Origin of the sequence: Acrocarpospora corrugata (assembly GCF_009687845.1) — a bacterium.
GTDB lineage: Bacteria > Actinomycetota > Actinomycetes > Streptosporangiales > Streptosporangiaceae > Acrocarpospora > Acrocarpospora corrugata.
Genome location: NZ_BLAD01000058.1, coordinates 78,409 through 95,724, shown reverse-complemented (window position 1 = coordinate 95,724; position 17,316 = coordinate 78,409). Strand labels below are relative to the sequence as shown.

The window sequence follows — 17,316 nt, the reverse complement described above, 5'->3', positions numbered from 1 at the left end:
GGCAAAACATGATATATCGCCATGTGCATTGACGTTGTCACGCAATATCGCTAAGACTTGTTAGTGAAATAGGGAGGGGATCCGATGGCCGAGCCGGGCCGAGGCAAGGATCCGGTGAGCGTGCTCGCCGGGCCCTACGGGCATCCGCTGCATCCGATCCTGGTGACCGTCCCGATCGGCGCCTGGGTGACCAGCCTGGTCTTCGATCTGGCGTCACAGGCGGTCAAGGAGCCGCGTTTCCTGGCCGAGGGCTCGCTCTGGCTCATCGCGATCGGCGTGCTCGGCGCGCTGGTGGCCGCCATGTTCGGGTTCCTCGACCTGCTGGCCATCAAGCAGGGCACGCCCGCCTTCCGTACCGGCCTGGTGCACATGAGCCTGAACCTGGCCGTCACCGCGGCGTACGCGGCGGCGTGGGCCTGGCGGCTGGCGGGAGATCACCTGCACGCGGTCGGCGTGGGTCAGATCGCCCTGTCGGTGATCAGCCTGGCCGCCCTGTCGGCGGCCGGCTTCCTGGGCGGCAAGCTCGCCTTTCTGTACGGCGTACGGGTGGCCGACGAGGCGACCCAGGCGCGGGGTTTCACCGTCACACATAACGAATAGGGGCAATCATGGGCATCGCCGCACTCATCACCTGGCTGATCACCGCGGTGGGCGGTTTCGTCATGCTGGGCATCTGGATATCCCGCGGCGGGCTCCGCCAGCGGCCGACCCACCTGCCCGCCCCGGTGCTCTTCGGCCACTTCCTGCTGGCCGCCGCCGGGCTGATCGTGTGGATCGTCTATGTGATCGCGGACATCGACGCGCTCGCCTGGGTCGCCTTCGTCATCCTGCTGCCCGTCGCCCTGCTGGGCTTCGTCATGCTGGCCCGCTGGCTCCGTGCCCGCGCGGGCGACGCCACCGCCGCCGACGCGCCCGCGGAGCGAGCCTTCCCGGTCGCGGTCGTGATCGGGCACGGCCTGTTCGCGGTGATCACACTTGTGCTGGTGCTGCTCACCGCGCTCCGCAGCTGACAGTCGCCGCAGTGAAAAACCGATCCTTGCCGGATGGTCCGATACACGGCCTGTTGACCTAAAGTTACCCCGTGGGCACAGGGGCGCACTGATGGCGGCCGTGGCGTGGACCAGGCTCGGCGGTCCCGGCGAGGTCAGGTGGGCGCAGGTGGGCGACGCCGCCACCATCGCGGCCGGCACCGCGGGTGGCCAGTTCTACCTGCGCAGGCGTACGGGAGCCGGATGGCGGTGGGAGTTTCTCGGCGTCCCGCCCGGGGCCGAGAACGTGCCCGACGCGGCGCTGGTCCCCGTCGACGGGTCGGATGGGGTCGTGCCCGTCGTGGTGGGCGGCGACGTCAAAGCCTGGCTGCGCCCGCCAGGGGCGGCTACGCCGTGGACCGCGCTCTTCGGCCCGGCGCCGGATGTGGAGCCGCGCTTCTCCACGGTCTCCGGCGACGCGAGCGCCATCCGCCAGGGCGCCGGGCTCAGGCATACACTCGTGATCAGCAGTCCGGCCGGACGGCCGTGGATACGCCAGGGCCTCCACCCTGACGCCGTCTGGTTCCCCATCGCCGTGAACACCGACTGGGTCGCCTGGGATCTCTCGACGGTCTTCGCCTCCATCGCACCCGGGTCGGACCCGCAACCGCACGTCTTCGCCCTGGCGAGCGACCGCGAGAGCCTCGAGTTCAGATTCAAGGTCGCCATACCCGAGAACTCGCTCTGGACCTGGATCGATCCCGTCGGCTCGGTCCCCGGCTTCATGTCCGCACTGACGGTGACCGCCTTCCTGGACGGCAGCGGGCGACTCCAAGCTTGCGCCGTTCCCATGCCCTTCAATGGCACCGCTGACATGCTCATCGGTTCGGGCCGGGACTGGCGAATGTTCGATCTCGGGCAGCCGGACGCCCCGGGCGACTCGGGCTTCATCGTCTCGGCCGTAGTCGTGGCCAAAGGCCCCGACCCCAGGCCCGGCGAACCCGTCATCATGGCCCGCGCCCTCAACAACGTCTGGACCCGTACGCTGACCGGCGGCTGGCAGGACCTGGGTGCCACACCGTCCGACGTCGACCTGACCTCCGCCGTCGAAATCACCACGGCCGACGGCCGGGAACGCGTGCTGACCGCCGGCATCTCCAGGGATGCCGATCTGTGGACCCTGGAGACGGACGCCGGCGGCGCGCGCTGGGAAGTCCACGGCCTGCCCGGCTCCGTGACTTCGATCGTCGGGGCCTACCACGACTCCCCCGAGCCTGACTCCTCGGCCCTCCCGGTCGCGATCTCCGTACTCGACGAGAACGGCGCACTGTGGAACGGCCGGGTGCTGGGCCGCCCCGGCACCGGCTTGATGGACCCCGGCGCGGGCTTCATCGGCCGATTCGAATTCTGGACCCACCACGGCCGCCCCGCTCCAGGCGTCACCTGTACGGCCGGCGTAGGACTCTTCGCCTTTCCCAAAGGCACGCCGCCCGGCGGCACCTGGATATTCACGATCGGCAGCGACGGCCATCTGTGGGCGCGGACAGCCGACCGCGCCGAGAACTGGACCTGGGTAGACCACGGCGCCCCACCCGGCAGATCGATCAATGCGGGCGTGCCCCCGATCTCGCTCAGAAAGCCGCCCTTCGCCTCCCCCATCGTTCACGTACTGGCCGACGACGGACGACTCTGGATGCGCTCCCGCACCGACAACGGATGGCTCTGGACGGATCGCGGCGTACCCCCCGGCCAACTGATCTTCGACATCGTCGGCGCGCAACCCGCCGGTTCCGCCACGGGCCGATTCACCGTCGCCGCCGCCATCACCGGCGACGGGCACCTGTGGCTCAACCTCCCCGAAGGCGCCACCTCCCGCTGGATCGACCTGCGCACCCCCGCCCCCACCGAGAAGATCGTCGCCGGCATCGGCGTCTCGGACGTGTCGGTCCCCAACGGCTCCGCCACGCTGGGCATCGTCGTACTCGGCTCGCCAAGCGGCCAGGTGTGGAGCCACCGCTGGTCCCCGGACGGCACCTCCCAATGGACCGCCCACGGCCGCCCCGCCGACGCCCGCCCACGCGGCGCCATCGGCACCATGCAGGACCCGGGGAACCCCGCGGCCTCCCTCATCGCGGTCATCGGAATCGACCAGCAGCTCTGGCTGACCTCCACGACAGGCGGAGGATGGTCCCGCTGGGACCCCCCATCCCCCACAACCACGATCACCAGCGGAAGACTCGAAAACCTCCTCCACGGCCTGCCGTGCGCGATGGTCCTGGACAGCAGACACCGCGTCCACGTCGTGACACCGGCCCCGCACTAGAAACGGCGCGAAGAGGCCACTCCAAAGGCAACCGCGCATGCCGCGGCGAGGTCGAGGCGTGCATCCAAAACAGCCGCCGGCCCTTCTCGGTGAGCTCGTTCGCCACACCGTCGGCAAGCGGGCCGCAATCAGGCTTAAAGGCACCGGCCCCAAGCTACGTGAGCTGCCATCGGATCCGCTGGCGCACACACTGAGACCCAGAGGAACAATCATGAATACTTTCGCGACCCGCAAGCGGGCCGTGGGAATGGCCACCCTGGCGGCGCTCACCACCCTGACGGCCATCGCCGCCATGACCGCGCCCGCGCGGGCCGCGTCAGGACGCTGCGTCCTGACCATCACCGCAGACGCCTACAGCCCCGGCTTCTGGCGAGCCAACAACAACTGCGCACCCGCCTCGCCCAGCGACAAACTCGTACAGTCCGTCTACTGGGGAGCCGACTGGCCCGACGTCGACGACTACCTCAACATCGACTTCAGATACCCCACCATGAACCACACCTTCACCACGGTCGGAGCCTACTTCGACGAGGACTTCACCGGCAGCGACGAGGTCTACACGGAAAACAGGTTCGTCAGACCGAATGGCTCCAGATACACAGTCAAGTCAAACGAGGTCCACAAGCGCTTCTAGCCCGCGACGGGCGCGCATTACCTCCCCGTCCATGCCCTGGCCGCGCCCACGTCGATTGCCTACCCGGCTACCGTGTTGCGTCTCCGGCCAGGCTCACCCTTCTCGTGGTACGGCATGCCAGCCAGCGGCGGCACCATTACTTCGCCGTACTCGCCGATCTCCGAGCTGATATCGGCGCGCCTGGGCGGGGCGAGCCGGCCAGCAATGCGATAGCGGTGACTTTGATCAACCAACAGCGTACGAACGCTGACTGCACGCGTGCCGCACCGGCGACTTGCTCTCATTGTGACGAGTTCCTGGAGAATGTGGGCTTTTCCTGGGCATAGATGTGGGCTTTTCCTGGGCATCTCTGAGATGCTGGGGTCATGACCCGACCAGATGTCGCGACGAGCGACGAGCTACCGGAGGAGATTCGCGTGCTGCTCCGCGCCGGGCTGCCCGTCCGGGCGGATCAGTGCGGGCCGTCCCTGCTCGGGTTGCTCGGGGTGAAGGCACGCGCTCAGCGGCCAGAGCAGTCGGACAGCCGGGCGCGGGCGCTGGACGGTCTGCTGCGTGAGCAGCTCGACCGGCTGGAGAACGGCGAGCTCGCGGCGGCGACCCGGCTGTTGTTCGGAGCCGATGCCACAACGTCGGGTACGACGTTGACGGCGCGCAGAGCGGCGGCGGCCGCGGCGGCGGACTACGAAGTGCATCACTTCCGCAAACGGATCGAGCCGAAGCTGGTCGAGCTGATCGCCTGGCAGCTGCGCCGCGACAGCGAACAGTTCGCCACCAGGCATGCGCAGCCGCCCGAACTGCACAGCGCCAGCAGGAGGCTGGTACTGCCAGCGGATGTGTTCGCGTGGGAGGCCGCCGAGCACCAGCACGTCCTGGCCGTGCTGTGGGGGGCGGTTTACCAACTGCGCGCAGAGTTGCTGACCGTCGCCCGACTGGTCAGCATGACCGCCGCCGAGCATGAGGTCACCGATGCCACCAATTCCGCACTGTGGCGGCATGCCCAGGTTCTGCACGCCGCCCGCTCCTACCAGGCTGCCTACGGGGCGGTCCTGCTGAACCCGGCGACCGCCCTCGGCCCGGCCGAGCTCGCCTCGTTCGCCGGCTGGACCCCCAGCCTCACTCCGACCCAGGAACTCCTGCTGGCCGAACTCGCCGACCCAGCTGAGGGCCGGGCCGATTTCACTGCCCGCCTGGCCACCGCCCGCGGCGGCCCTGACCTGGCCGCTTCCTGGCGGCAGGCGCTGACCGGCCATGGCGCCGACCGCAATCATCAGCTCAGCGACGATGAACAGGAACAGGCATGAGTCTCGATCAACTGCTGAACCCGGCCACCCCGCCCCGTCGTTACGTGATCACCGGCGGCCCGTCCGCGGGCAAGGAGGCCGTGCTCGCAGAGCTCCAGGCGCGCGCCATCCCGGCCACCGAAGGCGAACCCGCGCGAGAGATCTACCGGAAGCACCGCGACCGACTCGGCCGCCATCTGCAGGTGGCCGATCGGCGCGACTATTCCCGCGACGTCCTGGCGGCGTTCGTCGCCGAATACTGCGAGCACAAGCGCGGGCTGCGCTTCTACAACCGCGGCATCCCCGACGGATACGGCTGGGACGCTTTCTTCGGCTTGGGCCTCTACCCCGAACTGGAGGAGGCCGCGCGGATCTACCGCTACGACGCGGTGTTCGTGCTCGACCGGCTCGATGACTTCGGCTCCGAAGACGACCTGGTGTGGGCCAAGGAACGGGAGATCCGCCGCGTTCACGAGCTGATCATCCAGGGCTATTACGACGCCAGGTACCGACCGATCTTCGTCCCCGCAGACGAGAGCAGCCGTCGCGTCGACTTCGTGCTGGCTCAACTGCCCGTCCCCGCGCCGTGAGGAGAAGGTGTTGATGATGGCCGGCCGTACCGACCCTGTGGATATCATCAGCCCGAACAATGTGCTGGCCAACGCGATGCTGCGCAGCGTCGACATGGTCCGGCCCCGCCTGCAGGCCGCCAATCCCGACCGGGTCGCTTTCTGCGTCGGCACCCAGATCAACGGCGCCCCGCACCTGGGCACCTCACTGGTGCAGACGGCGGCGTTCCTGCTCGCCAAGGCGACCAAGCGCACCTTCAACGTGGACGCCGTAGTGCGTTTCGGTGCGCTGGACAATGCACCCCACGATGTCCGCCTGGACCCCGAGACGCACCACGCCTACCAGCAGACCTACTTCCACGCTCTCGGCGCCGACGCGGTCGGCGACCTGATCGGTAAGTACTACCGGGGAATGTTCGACTCCCTGGCCGATGCGACCGGCGTCGACTACGAGATCGAGACGTACTCCGCCCAGCAGTCCGACCCTGCCTTCCGCCACGAGTTCCTGGCCACGCTCGGCCGTCCGGACCAGATTCGCTGGCCGCTGGCGCCTTCCCATGGCCAGGTCCACCTGCGGCTGCCGTGCCCGGAGTGCGGGTGTGCCGAGAAACGTGCTGAGCGCACCCGGCTGCTACGGACCGGGTCTGGGGGCGCCCGACTTCGCGGCGGTGTGCACCGATCACGGCGACTACGAGGTCGCCGTCACCGCCGCCTATCTGGACCTGGCTACTCTCTATCGGAACTTGGTCAAGGAGCGGCTGGCCGTCCGTGATCACGTCACGCTGTCGGTGATGGTGAAGGGCGGCGATTGGGCCTATGGCTGCCAGCTCGTCGATGAGGCCTTCGCCCAGCTGCCCGGCCTGGCACCGCCACCACGGGTGTTCACCCCGATGGTTCTCACCGACACCGGCGCAAAACTGTCGAAGTCGCTGATCAGGGACGGGAAGGTCCCACCGCCGCCGGGGGCCAAGCCCTGGATGCTGGACGTCACCGAATGGCCAGGCAGCGTCGACGACTACGTCGACGCCATGGTCTGGCTGGTCGGCAAGATACTCGCTGACCCCAAGCACTTCTACCGCTCCTACACCACCCAGGAACTGGACCGTGTCATGACCGCACGATCCGCGAGCCCCACAAATGTGCGCGCCCGCGAGATGAACCTCTACCGCCGCTACTTCGACCTGGTCGCCGCCGGTCGCAAGACCATTGAGGTGCGCGTGCAGTACCCCAACCTGCGCACCCTGAAGGCCGGTGACTACATCCGGTTCGTGTGTGGCCACGACGACGTCCTCACCATCGTCAAGCGGGTGGCCCACTACGGCAGCTTCGAGCAGATGCTCGATGCCGAAGGGCCCGCCAACGTCATTCCCGACAGCCCCCGCGAGCAGCAGCTGGCCAACATTCGTCGCATCTACGGCCCGGAGAAGGAAGCCCTCGGCCTGCTGGCCATCAAGATCGAGCTCACTGGGCCCGCCATCCCACAAGGGTGAGCTAAGCGTCACTTCCCCGCCAGGCCCGCACCTGCATCACGTCGGACGAATCGTGCCGTGCAGGTCTTGTGGCTACAGAGGCGACCGTGGTGAGCGCGGGCAACGCCGGTGACGCCGAGCCCGCCGCCGAGCTGCTGGCCGACCTTCTCCGCTCCCCAGCCGAGGTCGAGCAGGCCGAGGCGGAGTCGGTGATCAGGCCGACTTGCCGTCCCACGCCTCGCGGTTCGGGACGAGGGGGATCTGGGCCTTCAGGTGTCGTAGTCCAGCAGGCCGCGCGTCAGGCCACTTTGGCGGGTGGGGCCGTCCAGGTGTTGCAGGAGGACGGCGACGGGGTCTGGAAGCCTCGTTCGAGCCAGTAGGCGAGGTTGCGGCCTTTGCCGTGGTCGTTGATCTTGTACGTTCGTTCGTAGTACTCGGCGCCCGCCTTGGTTTTGTCGACCAGGTCGTCCCACTCGGTCTGCGTGCTGTCCAGGGCGGGCCACATGCTGCGCATGATCATGCCGCTCAGGCACTCGGCCTGGAGTTCGAGGCGGTGGGACTGTTCCTTCTGTTCGCGCGTTCCCCGGATCGGATGGTTGTCGTGGGCCCGCATTATTCCGGTGATGGTTTGAATGTGGTGGCCGTACTCATGGGTGATGGTGCTCAGGAAGTGCAGGCCCCAGGGCTCGTCGACGGTAACCCTGTTGAGCAGGATTACCATGCGCCGTTCGGCGGAACAGTAAAACGCCGCCGCGTGCTCCGGCCACGGGGAGCCGCAGAAGCGCCGGCGCTCGAAAGTGAACGTGACTCTGGCCTTGGCGAACGGGAGGTGCGCTTTCTTCGCGTAGGCGGCCCAGACGCTGTTGACGCAGTCCAGGACCGCCTGGCCGTATGTTTTCGACACCGGGGGGTCGAAATGCCGGCGCATCACGTCCACCATGCAGGCGGCTGGTTTGAGGGGGCCGCTCCGGTAGAGCTTGTTGTGGGTCAGCGTGCGGTCCTTGACGGGGTAGGAGCTCGCGGCAGCCGTACCGGATAACAGTGGCAGCGAGAGTGCGCAGGCGGCGATGAGGGGGGAGAGGCGCATGCGGACATCTTAGGATCTTGGTCGCGCGCCGGCGGGCGTCGGGCACTGCCGGGCCGGTGCTACGTTCGATGGAGCAGGGCCGCGGCGGACGGACGCCCCCGGCTCCATTGCGATCTTCGTCATTTGCCTGACCTCAGCTCGGCATCGCGGGAGGCGACAGGGCTTGCGTGTGGGTTGGGCCCTCGGGGGCGATGTCAGGCGAGTCGGCGTGTTCGTCGCGTGGACGGCGGTTCTGCCGATCATGGTGCTGGCCGGGGAGCTGGGCGAACCGGCCGTGCCGTCGCCGCACATGCTGATTCCCCTGCTGCTCGGGCTGGTGATCGCGCTGACCGGGCTGGTCCGCCACCACCCGCCCGGCCCGCTCAACCGGGGCTCGCAGGTGCTGCTCGGGGTGCTGATGGGGACCTACCTGGATGTGCCCGCGCTGAGCGGTGTGGCCGGATCGATCGCGCCGCTGGCCGCGGTGACCCTGGCGACGCTCCTGCTGTGCCAGGTGGCCGCGTACGCGATGGTCCGGTTCGGCGGGATGGACCGGGCCACGGCCACGCTCGGCATGATCGCCGGTGGGTCGGCCGCGGCGGTGGCGTCGGCGGAAGATCTGAAGGCCGACGGCCGCATGGTGGCGTTCATGCAGTACCTGCGGCTGGGCTTCGTCATGGCGAGCACGCCGGTCCTGCTGAACTGGATCACTCTCCCGCCGCGGGCGGCAGCCGGTGGCGGCGCTGCCGGTGGCGGCGCCTGGCAGCTGGTCAGCGGCCCGAACCAGGTGGAGGGCCTGGTCGTGCTCGCGTCCCTCGCGCTCCTCGGCCTGTTCCTGGGCTCCCGCCTGAGACTGCCCAGCCCGGCCATGCTGGGCCCCATGCTGGTGTCCGGCGTCGTCACCGCGACCGGCCTCGCGCATGGATTCGCGCCGAGCGGGATCCTCCGCACCCTGCTGTTCACCATGATCGGACTCGATGTGGGCCTGCGGTTCTCCCGGCAGGCCATCGGGCGCCTGCGCCGGATCCTGCCGGCCGCCCTGGTCTGTACGGTGACCATCAGCGCCGCGTGCGCGGCCCTCGCCTGGACGCTGTCCGTGTTCACCCACATCCCTTTCGGGGACAGCTATCTCGCCACCACCCCCGGCGGCATCAACGCGGTTCTCGCGACGGCCTCCTCCGCCCACGCGAACCTGCCGCTGATCTCCAGCGTCCAGAGCCTCCGCCTCTTCGAGATGGCCTTACTGGCACCTGTCCTGATCCGCCTGACCACCCGCGGGCGGGCCTCATCCGTCACGGGCCGTGGAGACGTTCGGTGAGGGCCAGGGCGGCGTGGCGGCCGAAGCTCGACACCCGCCGCCCAGCGAGAATGATCATGTCTCTACCTGCGCATATGCGACAATGGCCGGATGGGCTGCCAGGACGAGCTGCGTGAGTTCCTGCGTTCTCGCAGGGCGCGCCTGACCCCGCCGGACGTGGGCCTGCCCTGGCGCGCCAACGGCCGCCGGGTGGCGGGGCTGCGCCGCGAGGAGCTGGCGCTGGCCGCCGGGGTCAGCGTGGACTACTACACCCGGATGGAGCAGGGACGGATCGGCAACGTCTCCGACCAGGTCCTGGACGCGGTGGGCGGGGTCCTGCGGCTGGATTCCGAGGAGCGCCGCCACCTGCGCGAACTGATCAAGACCAGGCATGCCGAGGCGGTCGCGCCGGTGCCCACGCCGGTCCGGCCGAGGGCGTCGCTGCGCATGATGCTGGACATGCTCGACCCGGTGCCTGCCGCCCTGTACAACGCGGTCCTGGACGTGGTGGCCGTCAACCGGATGGCCAAGGTGATCATCCATGACTTCGACGCCATGCCGCGCGCCGAGCGCAACCTCACCCGCTGGGTGTTCCTCGACCCCAAGGCGCGGAGCGTCTTCCCGGACTGGGAGGCGTTCGCGGTGGAGTCGGCTGCCCGGCTCAGGGGCGCGCTGAGCCTGTGCGACAACCCCCGGCCGCGGGAGCTGGTCGACGAGCTGACCGCGTGCTCGCCCGAGTTCGTCCGGTACTGGGCCGCGCATCGCGTGACGTACTGCACGTACGGCACCAGGCGCTTCCATCATCCCGACGTGGGCGTGATGACACTCAACTGGGAGTCGTTCGCGCCGACCGCCGACCCGGATCTGTACCTGATCGTCTACACCGCCGCGCCCAGCTCGCCGTCCGCGGAGAAGCTCTGCGCGCTAGCCGGCGCTCTGGGTCAGCCGGTAGCGGGAGGGCGGGATCCCGTACCGCCCGAGGAACGCCTGCCGTAGCGTCTCCGCCGTGCCGAAGCCGCACCGGGCCGCGATGGACGCCAGCGGCAGCGAGGTGGCGGCCAGCAGGTGGGCGGCGGCCTCCGTGCGGGCCTGCCGGACGAACCGGCCGGGCGGCAGGCCCAGATGCTTGAGGAACAGCCGGGTCAGGTGCCGGTCACTGACGCCGGCGGCGGTCGCCAGGGCGGGCGTGGTCAGGTCGGCGGCGAGATTGCCGGTGATGTACTCGGTGGTGCGCTTGACCAGGTCGTTGGCCGGGGAGGGGGCGCTGACGAACATGCTCATCTGCGCCTGGTTGCCCGGCCGTTGCAGGTAGGTGACCAGGTTGCGGGCCACCGTCCTGGCCAGTTCGGCGCCGTTGTCCTCCTCGACGAAGGCCAGAGCGAGGTCGAGGGCGGCGGTGACGCCCGCGGAGGTGGCGACGTTCCCGTCCCTGATGAAGATCGGGGCCGGGTCGACGGTGACCCGGGGGAAGTGGGCGGCCAGGGTGCGCGCCTGCTGCCAGTGCGTGGTGACGCGCCGCCCGTCGAGCAGGCCGGCGGCGGCCAGCACGTACGCTCCGGTGCAGACGGAGGCGACGCGGCGGCTCTCGCGGGCCAGCCTGCGGACGTGGGCGACGATCAGCGGGTTGGCGGCGGCGTCCTCGTGGCCGATCCCGCCGGAGACCAGGAGCGTGTCGAGCGGCCCGGTGATCCGCTCCAGCGCCTGCTGGGCCTGGACGGTCAGGCCGGTGCCGCAGGTGACGGCGTGCCCGCCGGGGGTGGCCACCCGCACCTCGTAGTACGGCGCGGCGCCCTGCCAGTTGGCCTCCTCCAGGGTCGAGGTGACGCAGGCGAGGTCGAGCAGCCCCACCGCCTCGTACGCGACCACGACCACCCGCCGCGTCTCCATACCCCGACTGTAGGTCCGATGGACGAGGATCCCAAGGTTTCGGACCACTCCGGCCGGCCTCCCTGGCGCGAATCCTGGGCCACGGACACAGTCGGGGCATGACGACGACAGCTCCGAAGACCGGCCGCCGGTGGGGCAGGTTCGCCCTCCACTACGCCGAGATGATCATCGCGATGTTCGCCGGGATGTTCGTGCTCGGCGCCCTTCTCGACGTTCTCGGCCTCGGCGTCTCGCACCGCGAGTACCCCGAGCTGGGATACCTGATCATGGCGTTCAACATGTCGGTCGGCATGGCCGTGTGGATGCGGATCCGCGGCCACGGCTGGGCGTCGACGCTGGAGATGTGCGCGGCGATGTTCGTCCCGATCGTGCCGCTCTTCCCCATGCTGTGGCTGGGCCTCATCGACGGCGGCACGCTGATGGTGGCCGCGCACGTGGCGATGTTCCCGCTCATGCTGGCGGCCATGTTCCACCGTCTCGACGAGTACGCGGGTTGCGCTCATCAGCCCTCTCGTCCTTCGTGACCGGCTGCCCGCAGTACTGACCGCAGCCGCCGAAGCGAGCGGTGTCCATCGGGGTGAAGGGGGTGGCCGGGACCCCCTTCAACGCGGCGATCATGGTGTCCCGCCAGATCGGGCCGGGGACGGTGGCGCCGAAGACCGCGCCGTAGTACCTGCCGCCGATGGTGACGTTGTTGAGTTTGTGCGCGATCGCCCCGCGCGGGTCGCCGATGCTCACCGCCCCGGCCAGATCCGGAGTGAACCCGGCGAACCACGCGCTCGACTGGTCGTCGTTGGTGCCGGTCTTCCCGGCCGCGTCCCGGCCGATCCCGCCGACGGCGCTCATCGTCCCGTTGGTGAACACCCCGGACAGGATGTCCGCCGCGGCGTCGGCGACCTGCGGATCCAGCGCCTGACGGCACTTCGGCAGGTAGTCCGTCGCCGCGCCGTTCCGGTCGGTGACCCGGCTGATGGCCAGCGGCGCGCAGTACTTGCCGCGCGCCCCGATGGCGGCGTAGGCGGTGGCCACAGTGACCGGGTCCATCTCGTTGACGCCGAGGGTGAAGGTCTCGTACTCCTCCAGCTTCTTGCCGTCGGCGCGCTTGATGCCCAGGGACCGGGCGGTCTGCACGGTCGCGCACAGCCCGACCTGGCGTTCCAGCTCCATGAAGAAGGTGTTGACCGAGCCCCAGGTGCCGGTCCGCAGCGTCTTGAAGCCGGGTGAGCCCTCGTCGTTGGTGACGGTGTGCGTCGGGTCGCCGATGTTCCCGCCGGCGCAGGTCTTGAATGCGGCGTAGTCGGGGGCGCGGTAGCCGCTGCCCACGGTGAAGCCGTCGTCGGCCCGCATGCCCTGCGCCAGCGCGGTGAGCAGGGTGAAGGTCTTGAACGTCGAGCCCGCCTGGAAGCCGCCGCTGCCGCCGTGCGCGGAGTCGGCGACCAGGTTGTACGACATTTCGTGCTTGCGGGCGGAGGTGCCGTACTTCCGGCTGGCCGCCATCGCCCTGATCATCCCGGTGCCCGGCTCGACCAGCGCCTGCGCCGCGACCGCGTTGTCGGTGGGGCCGACCCACTTGGCGATGCCCTGCTCGGCCGCGGCCTGCTTCCCGGGGTCCAGCGTCGTTCTGATCGTCAGGCCGTCGCGTTTGAGGGCCCGCTCCCTGATCTCCCTGGTTTCGCCGAAACGCGGGTCGTTAAGCACCTCGTGGTACACGTACAGGCAGAAATATGGGTACGGACTGGCCTCGCACCCCCCGGGCAGCGGGACGCCCTTGTAACCGAGCTTGGCGGCCTTGGCCTTGGCCGCCTCCGCCGGGGTGATCTCGCCCAGCTCGGCCATGCGATCCAGCACGACGTTGCGCCGCTCCAGCAGCCGCGCCCGATTCTCCCGGCCGCCCTCGGGGTCGGTGCTGGTCGGCAACTGCACGGCCCCCGCCAGCGTGGCCGCCTGCGGCAGGCTCAGCCGGGCCGCCGAAACCCCGAAGAACCTCTTGGCCGCGGCCTGTACGCCGTTGGCCCCCGCCCCGAAGTAGGCGATGTTGAGGTACTTCTCCAGGATCTGGTCCTTGGTGTACTTCTCCTCCACCGCCAGCGCGTAGCGCAGCTCGTTGAGCTTGCGGGTGTAGCTGGTCTCCAGCGCCTTCTCCTGCTCCTGCCTGGTGGTGGCGGCGTTCAGCAGGACCTGCTTCACGTACTGCTGGGTGATGGTCGATCCGCCCTGGCCGACCTGGCCGGAGCTCAGGTTTCCGGCCAGGGCGCGCAGCGTGCCCTCCAGGTCCAGCGCGCCGTGCTGGTAGAAGCGGTAGTCCTCGATCGAGATGATCGCGGTCTTCATCACCTCGGCCACCCGATCGAGCGGCACGACCTCGCGATACTGGTCGTAGAACTGAGCGATCTTCTTGCCCCGCGCGTCCAGGACCGTCGTCGTCTCCGCCAGCGGCGGTTCGACCAGCTCGGCGGGGTTCAGGTTCAGCTCGTCGGAAGCGGCCACGATCACCGCCCCGGCGCCGCCCACCGCCGGAAGCGCGAGCCCGGCCGCCAGCAGCCCGGCCACCATCGCCGCCCCGGCCAGGCGCAGCACGTTCCGGCGCGCCATCAAAGCCTGCCCAGGCCGCGGGCGACCCTGCGGTTGGTGTTCGACATGACCGGCATCGATGGCGGACCTCCGTCGCGGATCGGATGAGAGGGAAGTCTCGCGTCCTGAATAAATGCCGTCAAAGACTGAAATGGAGGGTTCAATGCTGAAATAACATAATCTGTGGTCGTGGACCTCCTCGGCGCCTGGCGGGCGTTCGTCAACGTGAGCGAGCGGGGCAGCTTCACCGAGGGCGCCGCGGCCACCCGGGTGCCGCAGTCGGTCGCGAGCCGCCGGATCGCCGCCCTGGAGAAGCTGCTCGGCGAACGACTCTTCGACCGGTCCTCGCGCGGCGCGATACTCACCCAGTTCGGCCGCGACATGCTCCCGTCGGCGCAGCGTCTGGTCCGGCTGGCCGACGACATGGAACACGAGGCGGAACAGGCCCGGCTCAGTCCCCTCCGCCTCGCGGTCCCCGACGCCTGCCCGGTCCGCGACCTGGCCCGGCTCGCCGCGGAGGCCCGCCGGAACGGCGTGCACCTCGACCTCCACCCCGCCGCCCCGGCCGAACGCGCCGAACTCGTCCGCTCCCGCGAGGTCCGCGCCGCCCTGGTGGCCGTGCCGGCCGGCGACGCGACCTGGTCGGTACGGCTCGGCCTCGCCGCCACCGACGACCTCCCGGTGCGCACCGTCTACGTCGAAACCCTCCGCGCCGGCCGCGCCACCCGGTCGTCGCGGCGGCGCCGGATCTGGATCCAGCCCGAGGACGACGTCCCCCACATCCGCGACCGGATGTTCCGTACCCGGGATGCCGTCGGCCTCCAGCCCGCCCAGGTCGGCGTCGCGGCCACCCTCACCGCCGCCACCGCAGAGGTCCTCGGTTCCGAGGACCTCCTATTGTGTTCGCCGGGGCAGGCGGTCGAACTGGGGTTGCACTGGCGTCCCGTCGGCGAGATCGACCCCGTCCGCGGCTTCGGCATCGCCGCCGCCGTCGGGGACGACGCCGAACGCATCAAGACCCGGCTGTGGCCCGCCATCGCCCGCTGCCTCGGCGCGGGCGACCCGAACGAGGAGACGACGTGAAACTGATCCGCGAGCTCCGGCGCACCCTCGACGACGCCGGGCTGCGCGGCTCGTTCCTGGTCCGCGACCTGCGCTCCGGCGACGAACTCGGCATCGAGCCCGACCTCGAATTCCCGATCGCCTCACTGGTCAAGGTCCCCCTCGCCCTCGCCACGCTCGAACGTATCCGCAGGGGCGAACTCGACGGCTCGGCGCGCGTCCTCGTGCAACCGGGCGGCATCACCACGCCCGGCCCGACCGGGCTGAGCAAGTTCCGGCATCCGGCCTGCGTCGCCGTCGACGACCTGCTCTACCTCAGCACCGCCGTCAGCGACGGCACGGCGGCCGACGCGCTGTTCGCCCTCACCCCACCGGCCGAGGTCGCGGCGATCCTGCACGGCCTGGGGCTGCGCGGCATCACCGTACGCCACACCATGCAGGAACTGATGGAGACTCCGGTGGAACGCCTCGACCCCGAGGACAGCCACCTCGCCCACTTCCTCGCCATCGAAGCCGGCACGGCCGGACGCGGCCATCGTGTCCCGCAACTCGACATCACCCACGCCAATTCGGGAACCGCGCGAGCCTTCCTCGAACTCGTGCAGGCGCTGTGGACGCCGTCTCCGATCGACGCGGATGTCGCCGCGCGCGTGCGCAGCCTGATGGCCGACAACGTCCTGCGGCACCGGCTGGCGCCCGACTTCAGCTCCGACGCGTCGAGGTGGTCCTCCAAGACTGGAACACTGCTGAACCTGCGCCACGAGGTCGGCGTCGTCGAGCACGCCGACGGCCAGTGCTTCGGCGTCGCCGTACTCACCGAGTCCCGCGTCCCCGCCATCAGCCAGCCCGGGGCCGAGGCACTGATGGCGCAGGTCGCCCGCACCCTCCGCGATCACCTACGGCACCGGTAGAGCCCGGGGGTGGCTGATCTCCCGCGCGATGGTGGCCGCGGTTTCGTTTCGGGTGAGGGGGTCGGCGTCGGGGAAGGTGTGGAAGGACAGCCGGGTCAGCTCGTCGATGTGGCGGATGGGGACTTGGTAGGTCTTGCAGGCGCCGCAGGAGAACTCTCCGGCCGCCTCGGCGGCCTCCAGGCCATCGGTGAGCGACGGCTGTTCCGGTTCCGCGGGGCATCTGAACCAGGATCGGGCCGTTTTCGGGCGCGGAGTGGTCTCGGAAGCGACCACGCCGCGCACCTAGCTTTCGGGACTCAAGCACTTCGTCTCGAAGGAGTCACACCATGATCCGTCGTATCGCCCTCGGTTTCGCCGCGCTCGCCGCGGGAGCCGGCGTGCTCACCACCGCCTCGCCCGCCCACGCCCTGGCCGGCTGGGGCGGCACGCTCACCCCCGGCAGCGTCGCCTGCGTCGGCCAGTACGCCGGCACCAAGGTCCAGGGCGACGGCACCGCCACCGGAGACGGCGCGAAGTTCTTCATCTACCGGTCCGGCGTCCTGGCGTACGCGACCCCGGGCCGGGTCACCGGCTGGGTGCAGGGGCTCACCTCGACGAGCGTGCCGCCGTTCCCGGGCGCGGGCGACTACACGGTGTGCGCCAAGAACACCGGCAACGCCAACACGCTGGTCAACATGCACATCGCCACCGACGGCGAGTTCTGACCGCCCCTAGGTGTCCCCGGCCCTCTCCGGGGACACCTCCGGGAGGGTTGCGCGGACCACCCCTCCCGCGGTCGCCGCCGCCCGTCAGCTCGCCGCATCCGCCCGCGGGGCCGCCCAAGCGGCTGACCGGCGGCACCGCCGCAGAGACCGCCGGTGAGCACCTCACCCACGCCCATGAGGGCCTGGCCCGCCTGGAGGAGGTGGCCGCGCCCGGCCACCCGCGCCCGGCCACCCGCGCCCGGCCACCCGCGCCCGGCCGCCGACGCGCAGGAAGGTTCGGAGGCATGACGGAGCCGGTACAGCGCCGCCGACGTGCGGCTGATGGTCACCCATCTGGAAGCCTGCCCGCTGTGCACCGAATGCGGCCCGGAACTGATCGCCTCACTCGTCGACGAGGGCCTGCCGACCGCCGAACTCGACGACGCGATCACCATCGCGCACGACCCGGAATGGCGGCAGCCCGGACGACAACTACTCGGCGCCGGCGACGACGCGCGGCCTGCCCCCAACCCGCTGCCCTGGCCAACGGAGAACGCCTCCTGAGCGCCCGGGGATCTCACCGCGCCCGACACGGC

The 17,316-nt window shown here is 69.8% G+C and carries 19 protein-coding genes; 15 read left to right on the top strand and 4 right to left on the bottom strand.

Translation table 11 applies throughout. The annotated features are described in order from the left end of the window. The first annotated feature begins 84 nt into the window (after window positions 1-84). The 8 genes from Acor_RS22425 (at window position 85) to Acor_RS44580 (ending at window position 7,264) form a co-directional block, all read left to right on the top strand. The gene (locus Acor_RS22425; RefSeq protein WP_155338679.1) at window positions 85-600 is read left to right on the top strand and encodes a DUF2231 domain-containing protein; all 516 of its coding nucleotides are present in this window, start codon (window positions 85-87) and stop codon (window positions 598-600) included. Window positions 601-608: 8 nt separating this feature from the next. After that, window positions 609-1,010, top strand: coding sequence for a hypothetical protein (locus Acor_RS22420; RefSeq protein ID WP_155338678.1), 402 nt, complete (start codon window positions 609-611; stop codon window positions 1,008-1,010). A gap of 91 nt (window positions 1,011-1,101) precedes the next feature. Then, the gene (locus Acor_RS22415; RefSeq protein ID WP_155338677.1) at window positions 1,102-3,291 is read left to right on the top strand and encodes a hypothetical protein; all 2,190 of its coding nucleotides are present in this window, start codon (window positions 1,102-1,104) and stop codon (window positions 3,289-3,291) included. Between the two features lie 211 nt (window positions 3,292-3,502). Further along, entirely contained in the window at window positions 3,503-3,925 is a 423-nt protein-coding gene (locus tag Acor_RS22410; RefSeq protein WP_155338676.1) for a hypothetical protein, read from the top strand. A 365-nt stretch (window positions 3,926-4,290) separates the two neighbouring features. Beyond that, entirely contained in the window at window positions 4,291-5,226 is a 936-nt protein-coding gene (locus tag Acor_RS22405) for a hypothetical protein (RefSeq protein WP_155338675.1), read from the top strand. Then, window positions 5,223-5,795 (top strand): AAA family ATPase, encoded by a 573-nt coding sequence (locus Acor_RS22400; RefSeq protein WP_155338674.1) that lies wholly within the window; start codon window positions 5,223-5,225, stop codon window positions 5,793-5,795. Before Acor_RS22405 ends, Acor_RS22400 begins: the two co-directional genes overlap by 4 nt. A 7-nt stretch (window positions 5,796-5,802) precedes the next feature. Further along, window positions 5,803-6,546, top strand: coding sequence for a hypothetical protein (locus Acor_RS22395; RefSeq protein WP_170317031.1), 744 nt, complete (start codon window positions 5,803-5,805; stop codon window positions 6,544-6,546). After that, a complete protein-coding gene (locus tag Acor_RS44580) occupies window positions 6,443-7,264 on the top strand; it encodes an ASCH domain-containing protein (protein WP_246238956.1) in 822 nt (273 codons plus the stop codon). Before Acor_RS22395 ends, Acor_RS44580 begins: the two co-directional genes overlap by 104 nt. A gap of 277 nt (window positions 7,265-7,541) precedes the next feature. Here Acor_RS44580 and Acor_RS22390 read toward each other — a convergent pair whose 3' ends face one another. Continuing rightward, entirely contained in the window at window positions 7,542-8,330 is a 789-nt protein-coding gene (locus tag Acor_RS22390) for a neutral zinc metallopeptidase (protein ID WP_155338673.1), read from the bottom strand. 208 nt (window positions 8,331-8,538) lie between these two features. Between Acor_RS22390 and Acor_RS22385 the strand changes: the two genes are divergently transcribed. After that, on the top strand, window positions 8,539-9,627 hold the full coding sequence (locus Acor_RS22385) for an AbrB family transcriptional regulator (RefSeq protein ID WP_218034421.1): 1,089 nt from the start codon (window positions 8,539-8,541) through the stop codon (window positions 9,625-9,627). Window positions 9,628-9,717: 90 nt separating this feature from the next. After that, complete coding sequence (locus Acor_RS22380; RefSeq protein WP_155338671.1) at window positions 9,718-10,602, top strand: helix-turn-helix transcriptional regulator; 885 nt, start codon at window positions 9,718-9,720, stop codon at window positions 10,600-10,602. Here the strand turns inward: Acor_RS22380 and Acor_RS22375 are convergent. Continuing rightward, window positions 10,531-11,493: a GlxA family transcriptional regulator gene (locus tag Acor_RS22375; protein ID WP_155338670.1), complete on the bottom strand. Its 963-nt coding sequence runs from the start codon at window positions 11,491-11,493 to the stop codon at window positions 10,531-10,533. The two genes, Acor_RS22380 and Acor_RS22375, sit on opposite strands and share 72 nt — an antisense overlap. A 98-nt stretch (window positions 11,494-11,591) precedes the next feature. Between Acor_RS22375 and Acor_RS22370 the strand changes: the two genes are divergently transcribed. After that, a complete protein-coding gene (locus tag Acor_RS22370) occupies window positions 11,592-12,017 on the top strand; it encodes a hypothetical protein (protein WP_155338669.1) in 426 nt (141 codons plus the stop codon). Here Acor_RS22370 and Acor_RS22365 read toward each other — a convergent pair. Further along, a complete protein-coding gene (locus Acor_RS22365) occupies window positions 11,944-14,085 on the bottom strand; it encodes a transglycosylase domain-containing protein (RefSeq protein WP_155338668.1) in 2,142 nt (713 codons plus the stop codon). The genes Acor_RS22370 and Acor_RS22365 overlap by 74 nt on opposite strands. Window positions 14,086-14,253: 168 nt before the next feature. On the opposite strand from Acor_RS22365, the gene Acor_RS22360 reads away from it, so the two are divergent. After that, entirely contained in the window at window positions 14,254-15,147 is an 894-nt protein-coding gene (locus tag Acor_RS22360) for a LysR family transcriptional regulator (RefSeq protein ID WP_155338667.1), read from the top strand. Beyond that, window positions 15,144-16,037: a serine hydrolase gene (locus tag Acor_RS22355; protein ID WP_155338666.1), complete on the top strand. Its 894-nt coding sequence runs from the start codon at window positions 15,144-15,146 to the stop codon at window positions 16,035-16,037. Before Acor_RS22360 ends, Acor_RS22355 begins: the two co-directional genes overlap by 4 nt. Here the strand turns inward: Acor_RS22355 and Acor_RS22350 are convergent. Next, complete coding sequence (locus Acor_RS22350; RefSeq protein ID WP_155338665.1) at window positions 16,023-16,310, bottom strand: hypothetical protein; 288 nt, start codon at window positions 16,308-16,310, stop codon at window positions 16,023-16,025. The genes Acor_RS22355 and Acor_RS22350 overlap by 15 nt on opposite strands. 53 nt (window positions 16,311-16,363) lie before the next feature. Here Acor_RS22350 and Acor_RS22345 point away from each other — a divergent pair, with 53 nt between their 5' ends. Both Acor_RS22345 and Acor_RS22340 read left to right on the top strand, forming a co-directional pair. Next, window positions 16,364-16,741 (top strand): hypothetical protein, encoded by a 378-nt coding sequence (locus tag Acor_RS22345; RefSeq protein WP_155338664.1) that lies wholly within the window; start codon window positions 16,364-16,366, stop codon window positions 16,739-16,741. A gap of 321 nt (window positions 16,742-17,062) precedes the next feature. Further along, window positions 17,063-17,284: a hypothetical protein gene (locus tag Acor_RS22340; RefSeq protein WP_155338663.1), complete on the top strand. Its 222-nt coding sequence runs from the start codon at window positions 17,063-17,065 to the stop codon at window positions 17,282-17,284. The last annotated feature ends 32 nt before the right edge of the window (window positions 17,285-17,316 follow it).